General features: G+C 51.7%; 16 protein-coding genes. 10 read left to right on the top strand and 6 right to left on the bottom strand.

Going from position 1 to position 16,800, the window contains the following annotated elements; genetic code table 11:
* Positions 1–133: 133 nt before the first annotated feature.
* The 7 genes from ACNQ0W_RS05785 to ACNQ0W_RS05755 all read left to right on the top strand — a co-directional run bounded on the left by ACNQ0W_RS05785 (position 134) and on the right by ACNQ0W_RS05755 (position 7,125).
* On the top strand, positions 134–739 hold the full coding sequence (locus ACNQ0W_RS05785; protein ID WP_062932333.1) for a fimbrial protein: 606 nt from the start codon (positions 134–136) through the stop codon (positions 737–739).
* Positions 740–819: 80 nt separating this feature from the next.
* The gene (locus ACNQ0W_RS05780; RefSeq protein WP_062932334.1) at positions 820–1,563 is read left to right on the top strand and encodes a fimbrial chaperone; all 744 of its coding nucleotides are present in this window, start codon (positions 820–822) and stop codon (positions 1,561–1,563) included.
* Positions 1,564–1,644: 81 nt separating this feature from the next.
* Positions 1,645–4,236, top strand: coding sequence for an outer membrane usher protein (locus tag ACNQ0W_RS05775; RefSeq protein ID WP_062932335.1), 2,592 nt, complete (start codon positions 1,645–1,647; stop codon positions 4,234–4,236).
* A 27-nt stretch (positions 4,237–4,263) separates the two neighbouring features.
* Positions 4,264–4,836, top strand: a complete 573-nt coding sequence (locus ACNQ0W_RS05770) for a fimbrial protein (RefSeq protein ID WP_116329835.1) — start codon at positions 4,264–4,266, stop codon at positions 4,834–4,836.
* A 26-nt stretch (positions 4,837–4,862) separates the two neighbouring features.
* On the top strand, positions 4,863–5,426 hold the full coding sequence (locus tag ACNQ0W_RS05765) for a fimbrial protein (protein WP_062932337.1): 564 nt from the start codon (positions 4,863–4,865) through the stop codon (positions 5,424–5,426).
* A 14-nt stretch (positions 5,427–5,440) separates the two neighbouring features.
* Positions 5,441–6,049 (top strand): fimbrial-like protein, encoded by a 609-nt coding sequence (locus ACNQ0W_RS05760; RefSeq protein WP_062932338.1) that lies wholly within the window; start codon positions 5,441–5,443, stop codon positions 6,047–6,049.
* Positions 6,050–6,057: 8 nt separating this feature from the next.
* Complete coding sequence (locus ACNQ0W_RS05755; RefSeq protein ID WP_235143917.1) at positions 6,058–7,125, top strand: fimbrial protein StkG; 1,068 nt, start codon at positions 6,058–6,060, stop codon at positions 7,123–7,125.
* Position 7,126: 1 nt separating this feature from the next.
* Here ACNQ0W_RS05755 and ACNQ0W_RS05750 read toward each other — a convergent pair whose 3' ends face one another.
* The 4 genes from ACNQ0W_RS05750 to ACNQ0W_RS05735 all read right to left on the bottom strand — a co-directional run bounded on the left by ACNQ0W_RS05750 (position 7,127) and on the right by ACNQ0W_RS05735 (position 10,678).
* Entirely contained in the window at positions 7,127–8,374 is a 1,248-nt protein-coding gene (locus ACNQ0W_RS05750) for a polysaccharide deacetylase family protein (RefSeq protein WP_062932340.1), read from the bottom strand.
* 63 nt (positions 8,375–8,437) lie between these two features.
* Positions 8,438–8,878: a PTS sugar transporter subunit IIA gene (locus tag ACNQ0W_RS05745; protein ID WP_062932341.1), complete on the bottom strand. Its 441-nt coding sequence runs from the start codon at positions 8,876–8,878 to the stop codon at positions 8,438–8,440.
* A 106-nt stretch (positions 8,879–8,984) separates the two neighbouring features.
* Complete coding sequence (locus ACNQ0W_RS05740; RefSeq protein WP_003856297.1) at positions 8,985–9,755, bottom strand: ABC transporter permease; 771 nt, start codon at positions 9,753–9,755, stop codon at positions 8,985–8,987.
* A complete protein-coding gene (locus tag ACNQ0W_RS05735; protein ID WP_062932342.1) occupies positions 9,752–10,678 on the bottom strand; it encodes an ABC transporter ATP-binding protein in 927 nt (308 codons plus the stop codon). Before ACNQ0W_RS05735 ends, ACNQ0W_RS05740 begins: the two co-directional genes overlap by 4 nt.
* 107 nt (positions 10,679–10,785) lie before the next feature.
* Between ACNQ0W_RS05735 and can the strand changes: the two genes are divergently transcribed.
* The gene (gene can, locus ACNQ0W_RS05730; protein ID WP_003856301.1) at positions 10,786–11,448 is read left to right on the top strand and encodes a carbonate dehydratase; all 663 of its coding nucleotides are present in this window, start codon (positions 10,786–10,788) and stop codon (positions 11,446–11,448) included.
* 65 nt (positions 11,449–11,513) lie between these two features.
* On the opposite strand, the gene hpt is transcribed toward can, so the two are convergent.
* Entirely contained in the window at positions 11,514–12,050 is a 537-nt protein-coding gene (hpt, locus tag ACNQ0W_RS05725; protein ID WP_003856303.1) for a hypoxanthine phosphoribosyltransferase, read from the bottom strand.
* 206 nt (positions 12,051–12,256) lie between these two features.
* On the opposite strand from hpt, the gene ACNQ0W_RS05720 reads away from it, so the two are divergent.
* Complete coding sequence (locus ACNQ0W_RS05720; RefSeq protein WP_062932343.1) at positions 12,257–14,647, top strand: glucose/quinate/shikimate family membrane-bound PQQ-dependent dehydrogenase; 2,391 nt, start codon at positions 12,257–12,259, stop codon at positions 14,645–14,647.
* 86 nt (positions 14,648–14,733) lie between these two features.
* Here the strand turns inward: ACNQ0W_RS05720 and cueO are convergent, their stop codons facing one another.
* The gene (cueO, locus tag ACNQ0W_RS05715; protein WP_062932344.1) at positions 14,734–16,293 is read right to left on the bottom strand and encodes a multicopper oxidase CueO; all 1,560 of its coding nucleotides are present in this window, start codon (positions 16,291–16,293) and stop codon (positions 14,734–14,736) included.
* Positions 16,294–16,438: 145 nt separating this feature from the next.
* Here cueO and ACNQ0W_RS05710 point away from each other — a divergent pair, with 145 nt between their 5' ends.
* Positions 16,439–16,786 carry a YacC family pilotin-like protein gene (locus tag ACNQ0W_RS05710; RefSeq protein WP_003856306.1) on the top strand — a complete coding sequence of 116 codons (348 nt, stop codon included), beginning with the start codon at positions 16,439–16,441 and terminating at the stop codon, positions 16,784–16,786.
* The last annotated feature ends 14 nt before the right edge of the window (positions 16,787–16,800 follow it).

Raw genomic sequence — 16,800 nt, 5'->3', positions numbered from 1 at the left:
GCATTCATTTAGTTTAAATCACGCACAACATCTATATTTCATTGAAATTAACAATATAATTCGCCACGAAATTTAATTTCAAATAAAAGCTTTACGGGCATTTATTATTTACTCAACGAATATGGATATTGAAATGATTTCTAAAAAATATGGTTTGGCAATTGCAATGGCAAGCGTTCTGGCTGCGGGTTCAGCAGTAGCAGCAGATGACACGGGCACCATCACTTTCCACGGCATGGTTTCTAACAATACTTGCCAGGTCTCCCTTGACCAGAAAATCGATCAAAACGGTAACGATTTTGACGTAACCCTGGACACCGTATTTGTACGTGATTTTGCAACCGCACTGGGTACCACCAGCACCCTGGGTGAAAAGAAATTCACCCTTTCTCTGACCGGTTGTGATACCGCAACTGCGAAAAGAGCGTCTGCCCAGTTCTCTTCATGGGCGGGTTCTTCTTCTACAGAAGGCGGTCTGCTGGTGCCACCAAGCAATGCACAGGGTTCTGCTAAGAACGTTAACCTGGTGCTGTCAAACGACGGTAACTCAGCTACCGATCAGATTAAAATTGACCAGACCAACAACACTCAGAAAGCAACTATTGATGCAACTTCTGGCGCAGGAAACCTGTACTACCGCGTAGCCTACACCCAAGGTCAGGGCTGGGATGCAACAAACAACCCAGTAGCTGCTGGTACCGTGCAGGCACAGGTTGCCTTCACCATGATTTACGAATAAGAGATTCGTAAACTTTAAATTAAGCAATCCTTCATGATAAATGAGGGATTGCTTGTGTAATTCCAAAAGGAAGTGGAAAAATGTCTCATTCAATCTTCATTAAAAGTTTTAAAGCCGCATTGCTCGCAACTGCTTTTTTGGCCGCATCGAATGCTAGTGCGGACATTGTTATTTCCGGCACCCGTATTATCTACCCACAGTCATCGAAGGATGTCGTCGTTAATCTCGATAACCATGGAACCAAACCGCTTTTGGTTCAAACCTGGCTTGATGATGGGCGTGATGGCGTAAACCCGGAAGAGTTGAAGCTTCCTTTTATCATTACCCCTCCGGTATCCCGTATTGACCCGAAAAAAGGCCAATCCGTACGTATTACCTACACAGGTACACCTTTACCACAGGATCGTGAATCGCTTTTCTGGTTCAATGTCCTGGAGATTCCGCCAAAATCAAAAGCTGCAAATAAAGAGAATCTTAACCAGCTTCAGCTGGCATTCAGAACGCGTATTAAATTCTTTTACCGACCAGACGGGTTAAAAGGCTCGGCAGGTGAAGCCGCTGAGCATTTGACATGGACGCAGAAAAAAGAGGGGAACGCAGTTAAGCTTGTTGCCCATAATAACTCACCCTATAACGTCTCCGTTTCGGCGGTAACCATTAAAGCCAGTCAAAAAACATACGACGTTGATCATAAGGCCGTTCCACCGTTTAGTGATACCACAATGACGGTGAAAGGTTTAGCTTCTGCCGTAAATGGTAAAGTCGAGTTTGATACCATTAATGACTATGGCGGCACAGACCATCACGAAGCTGGACTTAAATAGAGCACCCTTTAATACACATAATAATTGATAGCATTAACTCTGTAGAGAGCACCCTCTCTACACTGATTAAGTGGATGTGCCATGTTATTTAAACGTTCTCTTTTATGTCTTGCGATAAGCGCAGCATTACCTTTTTATGCTTGCGCAGAAAATATCACGCCAGCACAAGATCTGCCTGATAATGAAGAAGAGGTCGAGTTTAACGATCAATTTCTTTTAAATGGCAGCGCTAATATTGATATTAATCGTTTTTCACATGGCAACCCGGTTTTACCGGGGACCTATCGCACTAAGATCAACCTGAACGGTAAACTGAAGTCTACCGTGGAGGTCACGTTTAAAGATAACGGAACACCTCGTGCGACACCGTGCATAACAAAACTGCTGCTGTCACAATCGGGTGTCGACACCAGCACATTGCCTGACGGACCGGAAGACGATGAAACCTGCGTCGATATTAAAAAAACCTTCCCTGGCGCTACGGTTAGCTATGACAGTGGCAAGCAGGCAATGGATTTTAATTTTCCGCAGATTTATGTGCTGAAACGCCCGGCAGGCTATGTCGATCCATCGTTGTGGGATAACGGGATCCCTGCCGCTCTGCTCTCTTATGACATGAACGGCTGGCGTAGCGAGAGCAACGGCAGTACATCAGAAAGTGCATATGTAGGGTTACGCTATGGTCTGAATATGGGGCCATGGCGCCTGCGCTCGCGTGGCAATTTTAACTGGGACAAAGATAGCGGCACAAAATACTCCAGTCAGGATGTCTATTTGCAGCGCGATTTTACACCATTGAGCGCCCAGTTTGTCATCGGCGACTCTTACACGCGTGGCGAGGCATTTAACTCTATGAGCCTGCGCGGCGCACGCATGTACAGTGACGATCGCATGCTGCCAATGGGGTCCACCGGCTACGCTCCTGTCATCCGGGGTGTCGCGAACAGTAACGCGAAGGTCAGCGTCACGCAGAGCGGCAATAAGATTTATGAAACCTCGGTGCCACCAGGCGCGTTTGAAATAAACGACCTGAGTACCACAGGTTACGGAAATGATTTACTGGTAACGATTGAAGAAGCGGACGGCAGCAAACGCTCCTTTACCGTACCCTTTTCATCCGTTACCCAGATGCTCCGTCCGGGAGCCTCTCGCTGGGACGTCGGTTTAGGTGAATTAAATGACGATTCACTGATTGATGCGCCTAAAGTGGGTTACGGTACCCTTTACTATGGCCTGAATAATACGTTCACGGGTTATATTGGCGCACAATATACCGATATGGGTTTTTATGCCGGTATCCTCGGCGTGGCAATGAATACCCCTGTTGGTGCGTTTGCATTCGACGTTACGCAATCATATGCAGATATTGAGGGGCTGGATAAATTAAGCGGTCAAAGTTATCGTTTAACGTACAGTAAAATGATTGAGTCGACGAATACTTCCTTTAACGTTGCGGCTTATCGTTTCTCGACGGAAGACTACCTGACGCTTAACGATGCGGCGCAACTTCAGGACAGTATTAAGCACCAGAAATACTCAAACCGTAGCTATGACTCAAACGAAGCGTTATATGCAGACTATCAGCGCACCAAAAATCAGGTGCAAATTAGTCTTAACCAACCGCTAACATCCGGAGAGGACAATTATGGCTCCCTGTATGTAAGCGGCACCTGGCAGGATTACTGGAACGCTACGGGCTCAACTTCCAATTATAATATTGGGTATAACAATAGCTTCACCTACGGCAGCTACAGCCTGTCATTACAGCGAACCTATGATCAGAACGGCAAGAAAGACGACAGCGTTTATTTAAGCCTGAGCATTCCATTAAGTGTATTCTCAAAAGATAGAGGGAATTCTGGTGGATTCTCGAACATCAACATGGGATTACGTTCCGACCTTAAAGGCGGCACAAGCTTTAACACGTCCGCGGGTGGAAATACGCAAGATAATAAGGTGAGTTATTCCGTTAGCGCCTCGTCAAACAGCGGTAATTATGGTGACCTGAATCAGATAAGCGGCTACGGGTCCTATAACAGTGAATATGGCCCGCTGGGTTTATCTGCCTCTTTTGGCGATGACAACAGTAAGCAATATTCTGCCTCCTATAGCGGTGGCATGGTATTGCATTCAGGAGGCATCGCATTTGCGCCAGGGAGTATTGGTGACAACGATGCGCTGGCACTGGTCAAAGCGAGTGGCGCGAAAGGCGCCGGTATTGGCTTTGGTAACAGCGAAATAGGCAGTTCCGGCTATGGCATTCTGCCTTATATGTCCGCCTACCGTGAAAACCGCGTATACCTTGATATCAGCACGCTGGAAAACGATGTTGAAATTAAAAACACCAGTGAAATTACGGTTCCCCGCAGTGGTTCCGTCGTGCTGGTTGATTTTGCAACCGATGAAGGTCGTTCATTAATTTTAGAACTTAAGCGCACCGATAACGGATTTATTCCTTTAGGCGCTGATGTTTTAAATGAAAAAAAAGAATCAATTGGCACCGTGGGGCAGGCGGGGCAAGCCTATGTCCGCGGCGTTGAAGATGAAGGCACGCTTCATGTTGTCTGGGGAAGCGATAAAGACAGTAAGTGTGACGTGCATTATAACGTCTCATCACATGCTCAAAAAGTAGGACTTACAACGGTACTCAGCAATCAAGTGTGCCAGATGTAATTATTCGGGAAAATAACGAGAGTTTGTATGAAAAAAAATCTTTATAGCCTGCCAGTCGTTGCCATGATGATGCTGGCGTTATCAGGTTCGGCGCTCGCCGAGGGCACGAATCTCGATGTTAATTTCACGGCTAATATCCGTGAAACCACTTGTGATATGAAACTGGTTGGTGGTGAGGGTTCCGATACTCAGCAAACGCTGAAAATCGGTGGCGGTCAGGTGCGCCTTGACGAGGTAAAAGCCGGAACCGCAAAAGCCAATTTCAAAATCGCGATGGTTGAATGTCCATCATCCCTGACTGGATTGAAAACGACGGTTAAGGGAACCAAATCAGGTGATCTGGCCTCGGGGCTTGCTAACAGTATAGCAAAAGCCAGCGGAGGCGCAGATTACTCCGCTGTTGAAATTGCCAGAGCCGATACACCAAATTCCCCGTTTATTATTAACTCAACCGTGGATACGGAGCGCTTAATCTGGACTACAACAGAAATCCAGAATAAAGAAGTGGCCTTAGTCGCAACATTACGTGAAACCAAAGCAAATAACATGACCATTGGTGATTTTCAAACCACGGCGACTTTTGAGTTTACCTACGAGTAATTGGTGCAGGAAAACGGAGCAACATCATGAAATTTAAAACAACTTTTATCGCCCTGTCCGTTTCTGCCACTCTGTTCTCTGGAATGGCAGGTGCAGCCATTACGGGTACCAGTAGTGTCCAGATGGACTTTCAAACAAAGGTCATACCGGGTACCTGTACCGCAAAAGTGGTTAACGGAGCAGGTGCAGAATCTAGTGAAATTGCGTTTGGCGACGTATACAAATCTGACCTGGTAAACAAAACCCGCGTCGAGCCCCTCAAAATTACCCTCACCAACTGCTCTGGGGTAGAAAAGGCAACGGTATCTGCTGCATCCGGCGCTGGCGGAGGATGTTCTGGAGGTGACGAAACTGGTGATTCCTATGCAGCTGGTTTAGCAACAGGCTTCGAAATCTGGTCCGGTACTGTCGATACAGGTGTGCTGATGAGTTGCTATACACCCCCGTCGCCTCAGGAAGTCAGGATTACTAACGGCACAGGCGAGTTCCCCATGAACTCACGCATCGTTATCGCCAAAGGTAGAGACATTAGCAAGGTGGGTACAGGTGCGGTTAGTGCGCCAGTGACGTTTACTGTCGCCTATCAATAATTCCAGGAACCATCATGCAACAATCACCGTTTAATTTACACCAGCCGGGTCTTGCGTTGCTTATCGGTCTGGCTGGTAGCACTCTGCCTGACATATGCCAGGCAGGTTCAGGTGTGGATGTAAACCTGACAGCAAATATTGTTAATAATACCTGTCGGCTAAGCGTCGAAAACGGCGGCGAGATCTATTTGCCGACCGTGGCTCGAGACTGGTTTTATAACAGCGACAAGAGCGATCGTCTAACGCCAACCGATGATGAAGCTGGAACGCCTTTTACCATCCACGTAGATGACTGCTACGCGAGCAGTACAGAAGGCGCAACGATTAACAAACTGAAATTTAGTTTTGCTCCGCAAAATGGTTTCTGGAGTAATCACAACCAGGTCTTTAAAAACGATGCCACAGCCGGTGCGGCTGAAAATGTGGGTATCGTTATTTTTTCAGATGCGTTCAAAACTAATGTCCTGAACAGCAACGGGACATCAAACATTATTTACGATGTCAGTGGAAGTAGTGAGAACTATATAAAGGATTATGGATTTCACGCACGTTACCAGAACATTGGCGCTGTCACCAGCGGCACGGTGGTGAGTAGCGTTCTGGTGAATGTGAGCTACGAATAAAAGGATTTATGATGAAGAAACTACTGAATATATTAGTATTCGTGATGCTCGGAATTTCTGGCGCAACGCATGCGGAGTGTAAATTTTACGCGGGCAATGACAGTGTATTAATTATGTCTCCGGGTACTCAGCCGGTGATTACTCCTCTGCCTGTTGGCACGGTAACCACCCCAACGCAGATCAGTACCACGATCACGATGGAAACTACCCCGACATTAAAATCGCATTGTGCAGGCGGTAATGATGGTTCAGATGTTTATCAGTTAACCGATAGCACGATGCTGGCAGGGGCGATCGATGGCAAAGCGATGTTTCGCACAAACATTCCAGGGATCTATTACACACTTGCTTTCTTCCCGGATGGTAATGCCGTAACAGCGTGGTTCCCTGAAAATCAGGGCTTTTTTTACAAAACTGCTGACGGTAAGCCATTGGCTTTTAGTGAGAAAAACTGGCATGTTCGTATGGAATTTTGGCAGACAAATGGCTTCACCGGTGTGCCCCTTGATGAGAACTTCCTGACTGCAAGCAGCGGTCCAATCGGACAAATTATCATCGGAGATCCGCATGAGGAGAGCACATATGACCATCCACGTCCCTATGTGAATATGTCTCAGATGTCATTTAATTTTCCCTTAAACCGTCCAACGTGTGCATTACGTGCGCCCACAACGGTAAACCTTGGTGACTGGTATCCCGCAGAAGTCGAAAACGGGAATACCAGCAAAGTCGAGTTCCATGTTACGGGTACATGTGTAAATACAACCGCTGTTTACTATACGTTATCCTCCACACATACCACCGCAGATAAAAAATATTTTACCAATACCGTCGAGAATGCAGGTGGTGTTACTGCGGCAGGAGGCGTCGGCGTCATGATTATGGATTCTGAAAATGATCATTACCCCGTGCCGGCAGACAGTTACCAACGTGTCATTGCTATAGGAGAGATTGTTGGGGATCCTGTTAGTATTATTGACAGATCACTTTGGGCCAGGCTGATCAAAACCGGTAGCGATCCGGTAACCGTCGGTGTTTTCGGCACCACCGTGACCATTCAGACCACGTACGAATAACCTACCCCTGCGGCTGATTACTGATCAGCCGCGACATGGTCTCCAGCGAATCCGTCCTTAAGATATACAGACGTTTCAGTAAGAACGGATTATCCCCCGGCTTCACCTTCCCTTTCACCGTGGTCACCGCCAGATGAAACCCCGCATCGTTCGCCGCCTTAATCGCTTTATTGTCGTACCCGCCAAACGGGTACGAAACATACAGCACGCGCGGGTTGAACTGCGCCAGTGCACGCCGTGAGCGTTCAAAATCGAACAGGATCACGTGATAGCTGCGGCTCAATAAAATGGGGTGTTTATATCCATCCACGCGATGCAGGAAGTGCGTGTGAGACTGAATGTCGAACACATCCTGAATGGCCTTAATTTCCTGAACGCTCATAAACTGTAGCGATCGGGGATCCCACTTCTGAGGGTGGCCTTTGATGCGGGATGAAATAATAAACGCCGTCGCGTTGAAGCCATACTGTTTCAGCACCGGATACGCGTAGCGGCTCACCGATTTCAGGCCATCATCAAAGGTGATTACCACCGCTTTCGCGGGCAAGTTCATCTTGTTACGCACGTACCCTTCAAGCTGGTACATCGTCAGCGTGGTATAGCCTTGATCGCGTAACCAGGCCATCTGATTATTAAACGCACGTACGCTGGTCGTCGTGGAGGTATGTCGAAAACGGGTGTTCTCTTCATCACGCAGGATATGGTGGTAGGTCAGAACCGGCAGTCCGTTATCTTCCTGTGCATCCAGGCTACTGATCCACGCCAGACGATTGCCGATGCGGATCTGAAACCAGGTCTGGTTCAGGCGGTCTTTCAGCTTATTCAGAATCGGATAGCGAAGATTGGCGCTTAAGGTGCCAAAGGGCGCGCTTCCGCTGCTGGGGGCGTTATACACCGGCGTGTCTTTCCAGGTGATGAGGTTTTGATTGCTGAGCGGCTTGTTCAGATCGCCCAGGCTATCCTCGACGCGTTGCTTACCCTGCACTTTTTCCAGGTGCTCTTTATCAATAAACCCCGTACCGAATCCGAAACGAAATTCATAGTAATCCGCCGCGGCCGGAAAGACGGCGAGGATCTGCCCGGCGCGGACATTGCCCACGTTCACGACGGTATTTCCCACCTGCGCCCAGATGGCCGCATCTTCAGTGGTTTGCATATATTGAGCAGGAAGGCCTTGCTCACTGGTCAGGCTGGCAGACGCACAACCGGAAACCAGTAGCAGAAGGATAAAGATAACGCGCATGAGCATGGGATATAAATCGATACGGAAAATCAGTCGCCATTGTAGCAAAAGCGACATCAATACCAATGTTTAATGCTTATACAGATCGTGAAGCAGAACGAAAGGCGGATTCTTCTGCTGCTGGTGCCACAGACTGCTCACGCCCGGCGAGCCCTGCGACACAATGGCGTGGCGAAATTCAGCGCTGCTCAACGTTGCGCGCAGCGGATACATCGCTTCGAGTAAAGGCAGGCTGATACCGGAGATTACTTCACAGTTATCGTGCTTATGGCTCATTAACGCCGCTGAACGGTAAGGCGCCGCGCCCGATCTGTCGGTGAGAAAAATCACGCCATCACCGGAGTCGGTTTCATGCAGCGCGTCGCACATCATCCGGCTGAGCATATTGGTGCTTAGCCCTCGCCAGTAATTTACCGCACGACATTGCGCCAGAGGGCCAAATCGGGCCTCCAGCTTCAGGAGCATTTCCTGTGCCTCTTCATCGTGGCAGGTGATAACCCATCCCAGCATAACGTCTCTCCTTAGCAGGCGAGTAGTTTATCCAGATGAAGGTTAGTTTACGGTGATAACTGTCAAAGAAAGTGCCCGGCAAACAGAACGTCTGCCGGGCAGAAGGTTAGCTACGCAGCCCACGCCCGCGCTGGATCAGATACCAGCACAGCAGATAGAACGCTACGATAAACACCACCAGCACCACAACGGTGGTGAACAGCGGGACATCGGTAATGCCGAGGAAACCAAAGCGGAAGCCGCTGATCATATAGACAATCGGGTTCAGGTGCGACAGCGCCTGCCAGAACGGCGGCAGCAGCGTCAGGGAGTAAAACACCCCGCCCAGATAGGTCAGCGGCGTCAGCACGAAGGTCGGGATCAGGCTGATGTCATCGAAGGTTTTGGCGAACACGGCGTTCAGCAAACCGGCCAGTGAGAACAGGATCGCCGTCAGCAATAGCGTGAGCGCCACGAACAGCCACGAGTGCACCTGGAACGGCACGAAGAACAGCGAAATTGCCGTCACCAGAATACCCACGCACAGCCCGCGCGCCACGCCGCCGCCCACGTAACCGGCGATAATGACGTGCGTCGGCACTGGCGCCACCAGCAGCTCTTCAATGTTGCGCTGGAACTTGGCGCTGAAGAATGAGGACGCCACGTTCGCGTAAGCGTTGGTGATCACCGCCATCATGATCAGGCCCGGCACGATAAACTGCATATAGGTAAAGCCGTGCATCTCACCAATGCGGGAGCCAATCAGGTTGCCGAAAATGATGAAGTAGAGCGTCATGGTGATCACCGGCGGCACCAGGGTTTGCACCCAGATGCGCATAAAGCGGTTAATCTCTTTCGCCCAGATGCTTTTCAGCGCGACCCAGTAAAGATGCGTCATGCTTTGTCTCCTTGTTTATCGTGCACCAGAGAGACAAACAGCTCTTCCAGTCGGTTCGCTTTGTTACGCATGCTTAATACCTGAACGCCCTGCGCGCTCAGCTGGGAGAACACGCTGTTGATGCCCTGCTCGCGCAGCACTTCTACCTCCAGCGTCGAGGTATCCACCAGGCGATAGTTATACCCCTCCAGCTTCGGCAGGGCGCTTTTCGCCGCCAGATCGAGGATAAAGGTCTCTGATTTCAGCTTGGAGAGCAGATTCTTCATCGAGGTGTTTTCCACCAGCTCGCCGTGCTGAATGATGCCGATGTTGCGGCACAGCATCTCCGCCTCTTCCAGGTAGTGCGTGGTCAGGATGATGGTGGTGCCTTTGTCGTTCAGATCCTTCAGGAAGCCCCACATGGAACGACGCAGTTCAATATCCACCCCAGCGGTCGGTTCATCGAGGATGAGCAGCTTTGGCTCGTGCATCAGCGCGCGAGCAATCATCAGGCGGCGCTTCATCCCCCCGGACAACATCCGCGCGCGCTCGTTACGCTTCTCCCACAGGTCAAGCTGTTTCAGGTACTTTTCGCTGCGCTCAAGCGCCTCTTTGCGCTCAACGCCGTAGTAACCCGCCTGGTTAACAACAATCTGCTGCACCGTCTCAAACGGGTTGAAGTTGAACTCCTGCGGCACCAGTCCCAGCTGGCGCTTGGCGTTGACTACGTCTTTTTGCAGATCGTAGCCAAACACGCTGACGCGGCCAGACGTTTTATTGACCAGCGAGCTGATGATCCCGATGGTGGTCGATTTTCCCGCCCCGTTCGGCCCCAGAAGCGCGTAGAAATCTCCCGCTTCGACTTTAAGATCTATCCCGCGCAGCGCCTGGACGCCCCCCGGGTAGGTTTTTTTGAGCTTTTCAAGCTCCAGTGCAATCGCCATGAATTCAACTTACCTTAAGTTCTGACACACGTTGTGTGGTTTCATTAAAAGTCGGGTTACCCTATAGTAGCGCAACGCAATCACTTGGTTACAGGTCGATAACCTCCATGAACGACATAGATACACTCATCAGCAACAATGCACTATGGTCAAAAATGCTGGTGGAGGAAGACCCCGGATTTTTTGGAAAACTCGCGCAAGCGCAGAACCCGCGCTTTCTCTGGATTGGATGTTCCGACAGCCGCGTCCCCGCCGAACGTCTGACCGGTCTTGAACCGGGCGAACTGTTTGTTCACCGCAATGTGGCTAACCTCGTTATTCATACCGATCTCAACTGCCTTTCGGTTGTTCAGTATGCCGTTGACGTTCTGGAGGTTGAGCACATCATTATTTGTGGCCATTACGGCTGCGGCGGCGTACAGGCGGCGGTCGAAAATACAGAGCTGGGGTTAATCGATAACTGGCTGCTGCACATCCGTGATATCTGGTTCAAACATAGCTCACTGCTGGGCGAAATGCCGCAGGAGCGCCGTCTCGACACGCTGTGTGAGCTGAACGTGATGGAGCAGGTCTATAACCTGGGCCACTCGACGATTATGCAGTCTGCCTGGAAACGCGGACAGAAGGTCTCCATCCACGGCTGGGCGTACGGTATTCACGACGGCCTGCTGCGCAATCTGGAAGTGACCGCCACCAACCGCGAAACGCTGGAACAGCGTTACCGCTCGGGAATTGCCAACCTCAAGCTTAAGCATGTGAACCATAAATAAACAAAGCCGGGGGTTTTCACCCTCTCCCTGTGGGAGAGGGCTGGGGTGAGGGCATCAGCCCGCAATTATTCGTCCAGAATCACTACTTTCCCAACATACGGCAGATGGCGATAACGCTGCGCGTAATCAATGCCGTAACCCACCACGAATTCGTCCGGGATGGAGAAACCAACGAACTCCACCGGCACCTGCACTTCACGGCGCTCAGGCTTATCCAGCAGAGTACAAATCGCCAGTGATTTTGGTTCACGCAGGCTCAGGATCTCACGCACTTTAGAGAGCGTGTTGCCGGAGTCGATGATGTCCTCAACAATCAACACATCTTTGCCACGAATATCTTCATCCAGATCTTTCAGGATTTTCACATCACGGGTTGTGGACATGCCGCTGCCGTAGCTGGAGGCGGTCATAAAATCGACCTCGTGCGGCACCTGCACTTCACGGCACAGGTCTGCCATGAACATGAAAGAGCCACGCAACAGACCGACCAGCACCATTTCGCTGCCGCTGTCCTTGTAATGTTCGGTGATTTGACGACCCAGTTCGGCGATACGCGCTTTGATCTCGGCTTCCGGGATCATCACTTCAACAGTATGTTTCATATTACTAACCAAATGATTTTAGTGAAAATCTCTCAATGCGGATGACTCTCGCTCCGGCATCGATACGCAAGCCAGCCATTATACCAGTAAATGGATAAGCCTGGCGTATGAGTTATAAAAAGCAATATTTGTGATTCCGATCACAGTTGTTAATACCTATAATTAATTGCTAGCAAATAATTAACAAAACTGACGAGTACTTTTCTATGGCTGAAACAAAAACTAAACAGCCGCGTCTACTGGTGACATTAACAGCCGCGTTTGCCGCATTCTGCGCGCTGTATTTGTTAATCGGTGGCGTATGGCTGGTCGCGATTGGCGGCTCCTGGTACTACCCGATTGCGGGTCTGGTTATGGTTGGCGTAACCGTCCTGCTTTTACGCAGAAAACAATCTGCTCTGTGGCTGTACGCAGCGTTACTGCTCGCAACCATGATCTGGGGCGTCTGGGAAGTCGGGTTCGACTTCTGGGCATTGACGCCGCGCAGCGACATTCTGGTCTTCTTCGGTATCTGGCTGATCCTGCCGTTTGTCTGGCGTCGTCTGATCGTCCCGTCCAGCGGTGCCGTGGCCGGTCTGGTCGTTGCCCTGCTGATTAGTGGCGGCATCCTGACCTGGGCCGGTTTTAACGACCCGCAGGAGATCAACGGTACGCTGAACGCGGAATCCACGCCGGCTGCGGCTATTTCGCAGGTGGCGGACGGTGACTGGCCTGCTTATGGTCGTAACCAGGAAGGTCAACGCTACTCCCCGCTGAAGCAGATCAACGCGGACAACGTGAAAAACCTGAAGGAAGCCTGGGTATTCCGTACCGGCGACCTGAAGATGCCAAACGATCCGGGTGAGCTGACCAACGAAGTGACCCCGATTAAAGTGGGCAACATGCTCTACCTGTGTACGGCGCACCAGCGTCTGTTCGCGCTCGACGCGGCCACCGGTAAAGAGAAATGGCACTTTGATCCACAGCTGAACTCCAACCCGTCGTTCCAGCACATTACCTGCCGCGGCGTCTCTTACCACGAAGCGCGCGCCGATAATGCCAGCCCGGAAGTCATTGCCGACTGTCCTCGCCGCATTATGCTGCCGGTGAACGATGGCCGCCTGTTTGCCATTAATGCTGAGACCGGCAAGCTGTGCGAAACCTTCGCCAATAAAGGCATTCTGAATCTTCAGACCAACATGCCGGACACCACGCCGGGCCTGTATGAGCCGACCTCCCCGCCAATCATCACCGATAAAACCATCGTGATTGCCGGTTCGGTAACGGATAACTTCTCTACCCGTGAAACCTCCGGCGTTATCCGTGGTTTCGACGTAAACACCGGTAAACTGCTGTGGGCCTTCGACCCGGGCGCGAAAGATCCTAACGCGATCCCATCGGATGAACACACCTTTACCTTTAACTCACCGAACTCCTGGGCACCGGCAGCGTATGACGCGAAGCTGGACCTGGTTTACATGCCGATGGGCGTGACCACGCCGGATATCTGGGGCGGTAACCGTACGCCGGAGCAGGAACGTTACGCCAGCTCCATCGTGGCGCTGAACGCAACGACCGGTAAACTGGCATGGAGCTACCAGACCGTTCATCACGATCTGTGGGATATGGATATGCCGTCCCAGCCGACGCTGGCGGACATTACCGTTAATGGTAAAACCGTTCCGGTGATTTACGCCCCGGCGAAAACCGGCAACATCTTCGTGCTGGATCGCAGCAACGGTAAGCTGGTTGTTCCTGCACCGGAAAAACCGGTTCCGCAGGGCGCGGCCAAAGGCGACTACGTCACCAAAACGCAGCCGTTCTCTGACCTGAGCTTCCGTCCGAAGAAAGACCTCAGCGGTGCAGACATGTGGGGTGCCACCATGTTTGACCAGCTGGTGTGCCGCGTGATGTTCCACCAGCTGCGCTACGAAGGGATTTTCACCCCGCCGTCAGAGCAGGGTACGCTGGTCTTCCCGGGTAACCTGGGGATGTTCGAATGGGGTGGGATTTCCGTTGACCCTAACCGTCAGGTCGCCATCGCTAACCCAATGGCGCTGCCGTTCGTTTCCCGTCTGATCCCTCGCGGTCCGGGTAACCCAATGGAGCAGCCGAAAGATGCGAAAGGCAGCGGTACCGAAGCCGGTATCCAGCCGCAGTATGGCGTTCCTTATGGTGTGACCCTGAATCCGTTCCTGTCTCCGTTTGGTCTGCCGTGTAAACAGCCTGCCTGGGGTTACATCTCTGGTCTGGATCTGAAGACCAACAAGATCGTCTGGAAGAAACGTATTGGTACGCCACAGGACAGCATGCCGTTCCCGATGCCTGTTCCAGTGCCGTTCAATATGGGTATGCCAATGCTGGGTGGCCCAATCTCCACCGCCGGTAACGTGCTGTTCATCGCGGCAACCGCAGATAACTACCTGCGCGCGTACAACATGACCAACGGTGAAAAACTGTGGCAAGGCCGTCTGCCAGCCGGTGGACAGGCAACGCCGATGACCTATGAAGTGAATGGCAAGCAGTACGTTGTCATCTCTGCGGGTGGTCACGGTTCGTTTGGCACGAAGATGGGCGACTATATTGTCGCGTATGCACTGCCTGACGACGCTAAGTAACGAAAAAGCCCGGTGGCGCTAACGCTTACCGGGCCTACAATTTCCATATGTAGGCCGGGTAAGGCGAAGCCACCACCCGGCTTTTTTTATACGGTAAAACCGAGCATCATCCCCGTATCTTCATGTTCCAGCAGATGGCAGTGGGCCATATAGGCAAACTCTTTCGGCGCGTCGTGGTCGAACTTCACCAGCACCTCGCTGACGCCGCCTTCCACCCTCACCGTATCTTTCCAGCCCGCACGATGCGCCTCCGGCGCTTTACCGTTCTCAGTGAGAATACGGAACTGCGTGCCGTGGATATGGAACGGGTGCAGCATCATGTCGCCTTCGCCTGAAATCACCCAGCGTTCAAACTGCCCTTTCGTGGCGGCGAACATGGGCGTGTTCATATCGAACGCTTTGCCGTTGATGCGGTTGGCGTTGTGGAAATCGAAACCATGGCCGCCGTGATCCATGCCGCCCATATTGCCGTGGTCCATATTCATATGGCCCATCATCTGGCCGTGATGCATTCCCGCCATGGCCTGATTGCCGTACTTCTTCATCAGCGCCTGCATGCCCATCATGTCGAGCATCGGGTCCATGGAAAGCTGAAGTTTACGCTGCGTAAGCCCGTCCAGCGACGGGAGTGATGGCAGCGTGGTGAGGGTCTCCGGCAGCGTACCGGAGGCGGTGATCTGTAGCGGCTGAATGCGCAGGACCGGATGCGGCTTATCAAACGGCGCAACGGCCATCCCCATCTGGCTGACCGGCAGGGTCACGAGGTCAAACGCTTTGCCATCGCTGATATCCACCAGCACCTCGAAGCGCTCCCCCATCAGCATCGGCAGCTCGCTCACCTTCACCGGCTCCGGCAGCAGGCCGCCGTCGCTTGCCATTACGTAAAGCGGGCGTTTATCGCTGGTGGCGAAGTTCAGGGAGCGGGCGTTACAGCCGTTAAGCAGACGTAAGCGCAGCCAGCCTTTTGGCGCGGCATGCTGCGGGTAGATCGCGCCGTTGGTCAGCAGCGTATCGCCAAACCAGCCTACCGCCGCGCTCATGACGTCCAGCTGATAGTCAATTTGACCGTCAGCGTTGAATTTTTTGTCCTGCACAATCACCGGGACATCGTCGATTCCCCACTGTTTCGGCAGGCGCAGCAGGCGGCTTTCATCGTCTTCAATCAGCACCAGGCCGGCCAGCCCCATCGCCACCTGATGGCCCGTTTTGCCATGCTGATGCGGGTGGAACCAGCAGGTCGCCGCGCGTTGTTCCGGGGTAAAGGTTACGCTGCGTTTACCACCAGGCCTGATGATGCCCTGAGGCCCTCCATCCACTTCGCCCGGGACTTCCAGCCCGTGCCAGTGCAGCGTGGTCTCTTCCGCAAGCGTGTTATGAATGTCTACCGTCACCGCCTTCCCTTTGCGTAACTGCAACGCCGGGCCGAGCAGATTGCCGTTATAGCCCCACGTCGTGGCGGCGTGCTGACCGAACGTGGTTTTACCGGCCTGCACCACAAGCTGAATGCGGCTGCGGGCATCTGGGGAGAGTAATTCAGGAATGGGTAAAGCCGGTCTGTCGGCGGCAAATACGGCGCGGCTCCAGAGAGGTAACGCGCTGGCAACCCCCAGCGCGGCAGAAAATTTTAAAAAATCACGACGTTGCATGTGCATTTCCTTATTTCCAGCAGGCGATCTTTTGAGCATAAACCCTCCCCTTACCGGAAGGTCAAGCACGGCGGCAATAATAAAGATCGTCGGCCTGGCATCAAGTATGCTAACGTTAATTTTCCGTGATGCAGTGGTAAAGGCAATGAAGACGTTTTTCAGAACAATTTTGTTCGCCAGCCTGATGGCGATGTGTGCGAACAGTTACGCGCTAAGTGAAAACGAAGCGGAAGATATGGCCGATCTGACGGCAGTTTTTGTTTTTCTGAAAAACGATTGTGGTTACCAGAATTTACCCAATGGGCAAATTCGTCGCGCACTGGTCTTTTTTGCCCAGCAGAACCAATGGGACCTCAGCAACTACGACAGCTTCGACATGAAGGCGCTCGGTGAAGACAGCTACCGTGATTTAAGCGGTATTGGCATTCCCACTGCTAAAAAATGCAAAGCGCTGGCTCGCGATTCACTCAGCCTGCTCGCCTACGTGAAGTAACCTTCCCGACGCCC

Origin of the sequence: Enterobacter cloacae complex sp. 6730903 (assembly GCF_048283985.1) — a bacterium.
Lineage (GTDB): Bacteria > Pseudomonadota > Gammaproteobacteria > Enterobacterales > Enterobacteriaceae > Enterobacter > Enterobacter hormaechei_C.
The sequence above is the reverse complement of the archived record's forward strand: the minus strand, read 5'-3'. Positions and strand labels throughout refer to the sequence as shown.

What these genes read in the sequence shown, in the direction of transcription:
- ACNQ0W_RS05745 (WP_062932341.1), bottom strand. Translation starts at nt 8,878, where the DNA reads ATGCTGGGATGGGTTATCACCTGCCACGATGAAGAGGCACAGGAAATG.
- ACNQ0W_RS05710 (WP_003856306.1), top strand. Translation starts at nt 16,439, where the DNA reads ATGAAGACGTTTTTCAGAACAATTTTGTTCGCCAGCCTGATGGCGATG.
- ACNQ0W_RS05765 (WP_062932337.1), top strand. Translation starts at nt 4,863, where the DNA reads ATGAAATTTAAAACAACTTTTATCGCCCTGTCCGTTTCTGCCACTCTG.
- ACNQ0W_RS05775 (WP_062932335.1), top strand. Translation starts at nt 1,645, where the DNA reads ATGTTATTTAAACGTTCTCTTTTATGTCTTGCGATAAGCGCAGCATTA.
- ACNQ0W_RS05740 (WP_003856297.1), bottom strand. Translation starts at nt 9,755, where the DNA reads ATGACGCATCTTTACTGGGTCGCGCTGAAAAGCATCTGGGCGAAAGAG.
- can (WP_003856301.1), top strand. Translation starts at nt 10,786, where the DNA reads ATGAACGACATAGATACACTCATCAGCAACAATGCACTATGGTCAAAA.
- ACNQ0W_RS05760 (WP_062932338.1), top strand. Translation starts at nt 5,441, where the DNA reads ATGCAACAATCACCGTTTAATTTACACCAGCCGGGTCTTGCGTTGCTT.
- ACNQ0W_RS05755 (WP_235143917.1), top strand. Translation starts at nt 6,058, where the DNA reads ATGATGAAGAAACTACTGAATATATTAGTATTCGTGATGCTCGGAATT.
- cueO (WP_062932344.1), bottom strand. Translation starts at nt 16,293, where the DNA reads ATGCAACGTCGTGATTTTTTAAAATTTTCTGCCGCGCTGGGGGTTGCC.
- ACNQ0W_RS05735 (WP_062932342.1), bottom strand. Translation starts at nt 10,678, where the DNA reads ATGGCGATTGCACTGGAGCTTGAAAAGCTCAAAAAAACCTACCCGGGG.
- ACNQ0W_RS05785 (WP_062932333.1), top strand. Translation starts at nt 134, where the DNA reads ATGATTTCTAAAAAATATGGTTTGGCAATTGCAATGGCAAGCGTTCTG.
- ACNQ0W_RS05780 (WP_062932334.1), top strand. Translation starts at nt 820, where the DNA reads ATGTCTCATTCAATCTTCATTAAAAGTTTTAAAGCCGCATTGCTCGCA.
- hpt (WP_003856303.1), bottom strand. Translation starts at nt 12,050, where the DNA reads ATGAAACATACTGTTGAAGTGATGATCCCGGAAGCCGAGATCAAAGCG.
- ACNQ0W_RS05720 (WP_062932343.1), top strand. Translation starts at nt 12,257, where the DNA reads ATGGCTGAAACAAAAACTAAACAGCCGCGTCTACTGGTGACATTAACA.
- ACNQ0W_RS05770 (WP_116329835.1), top strand. Translation starts at nt 4,264, where the DNA reads ATGAAAAAAAATCTTTATAGCCTGCCAGTCGTTGCCATGATGATGCTG.
- ACNQ0W_RS05750 (WP_062932340.1), bottom strand. Translation starts at nt 8,374, where the DNA reads ATGCTCATGCGCGTTATCTTTATCCTTCTGCTACTGGTTTCCGGTTGT.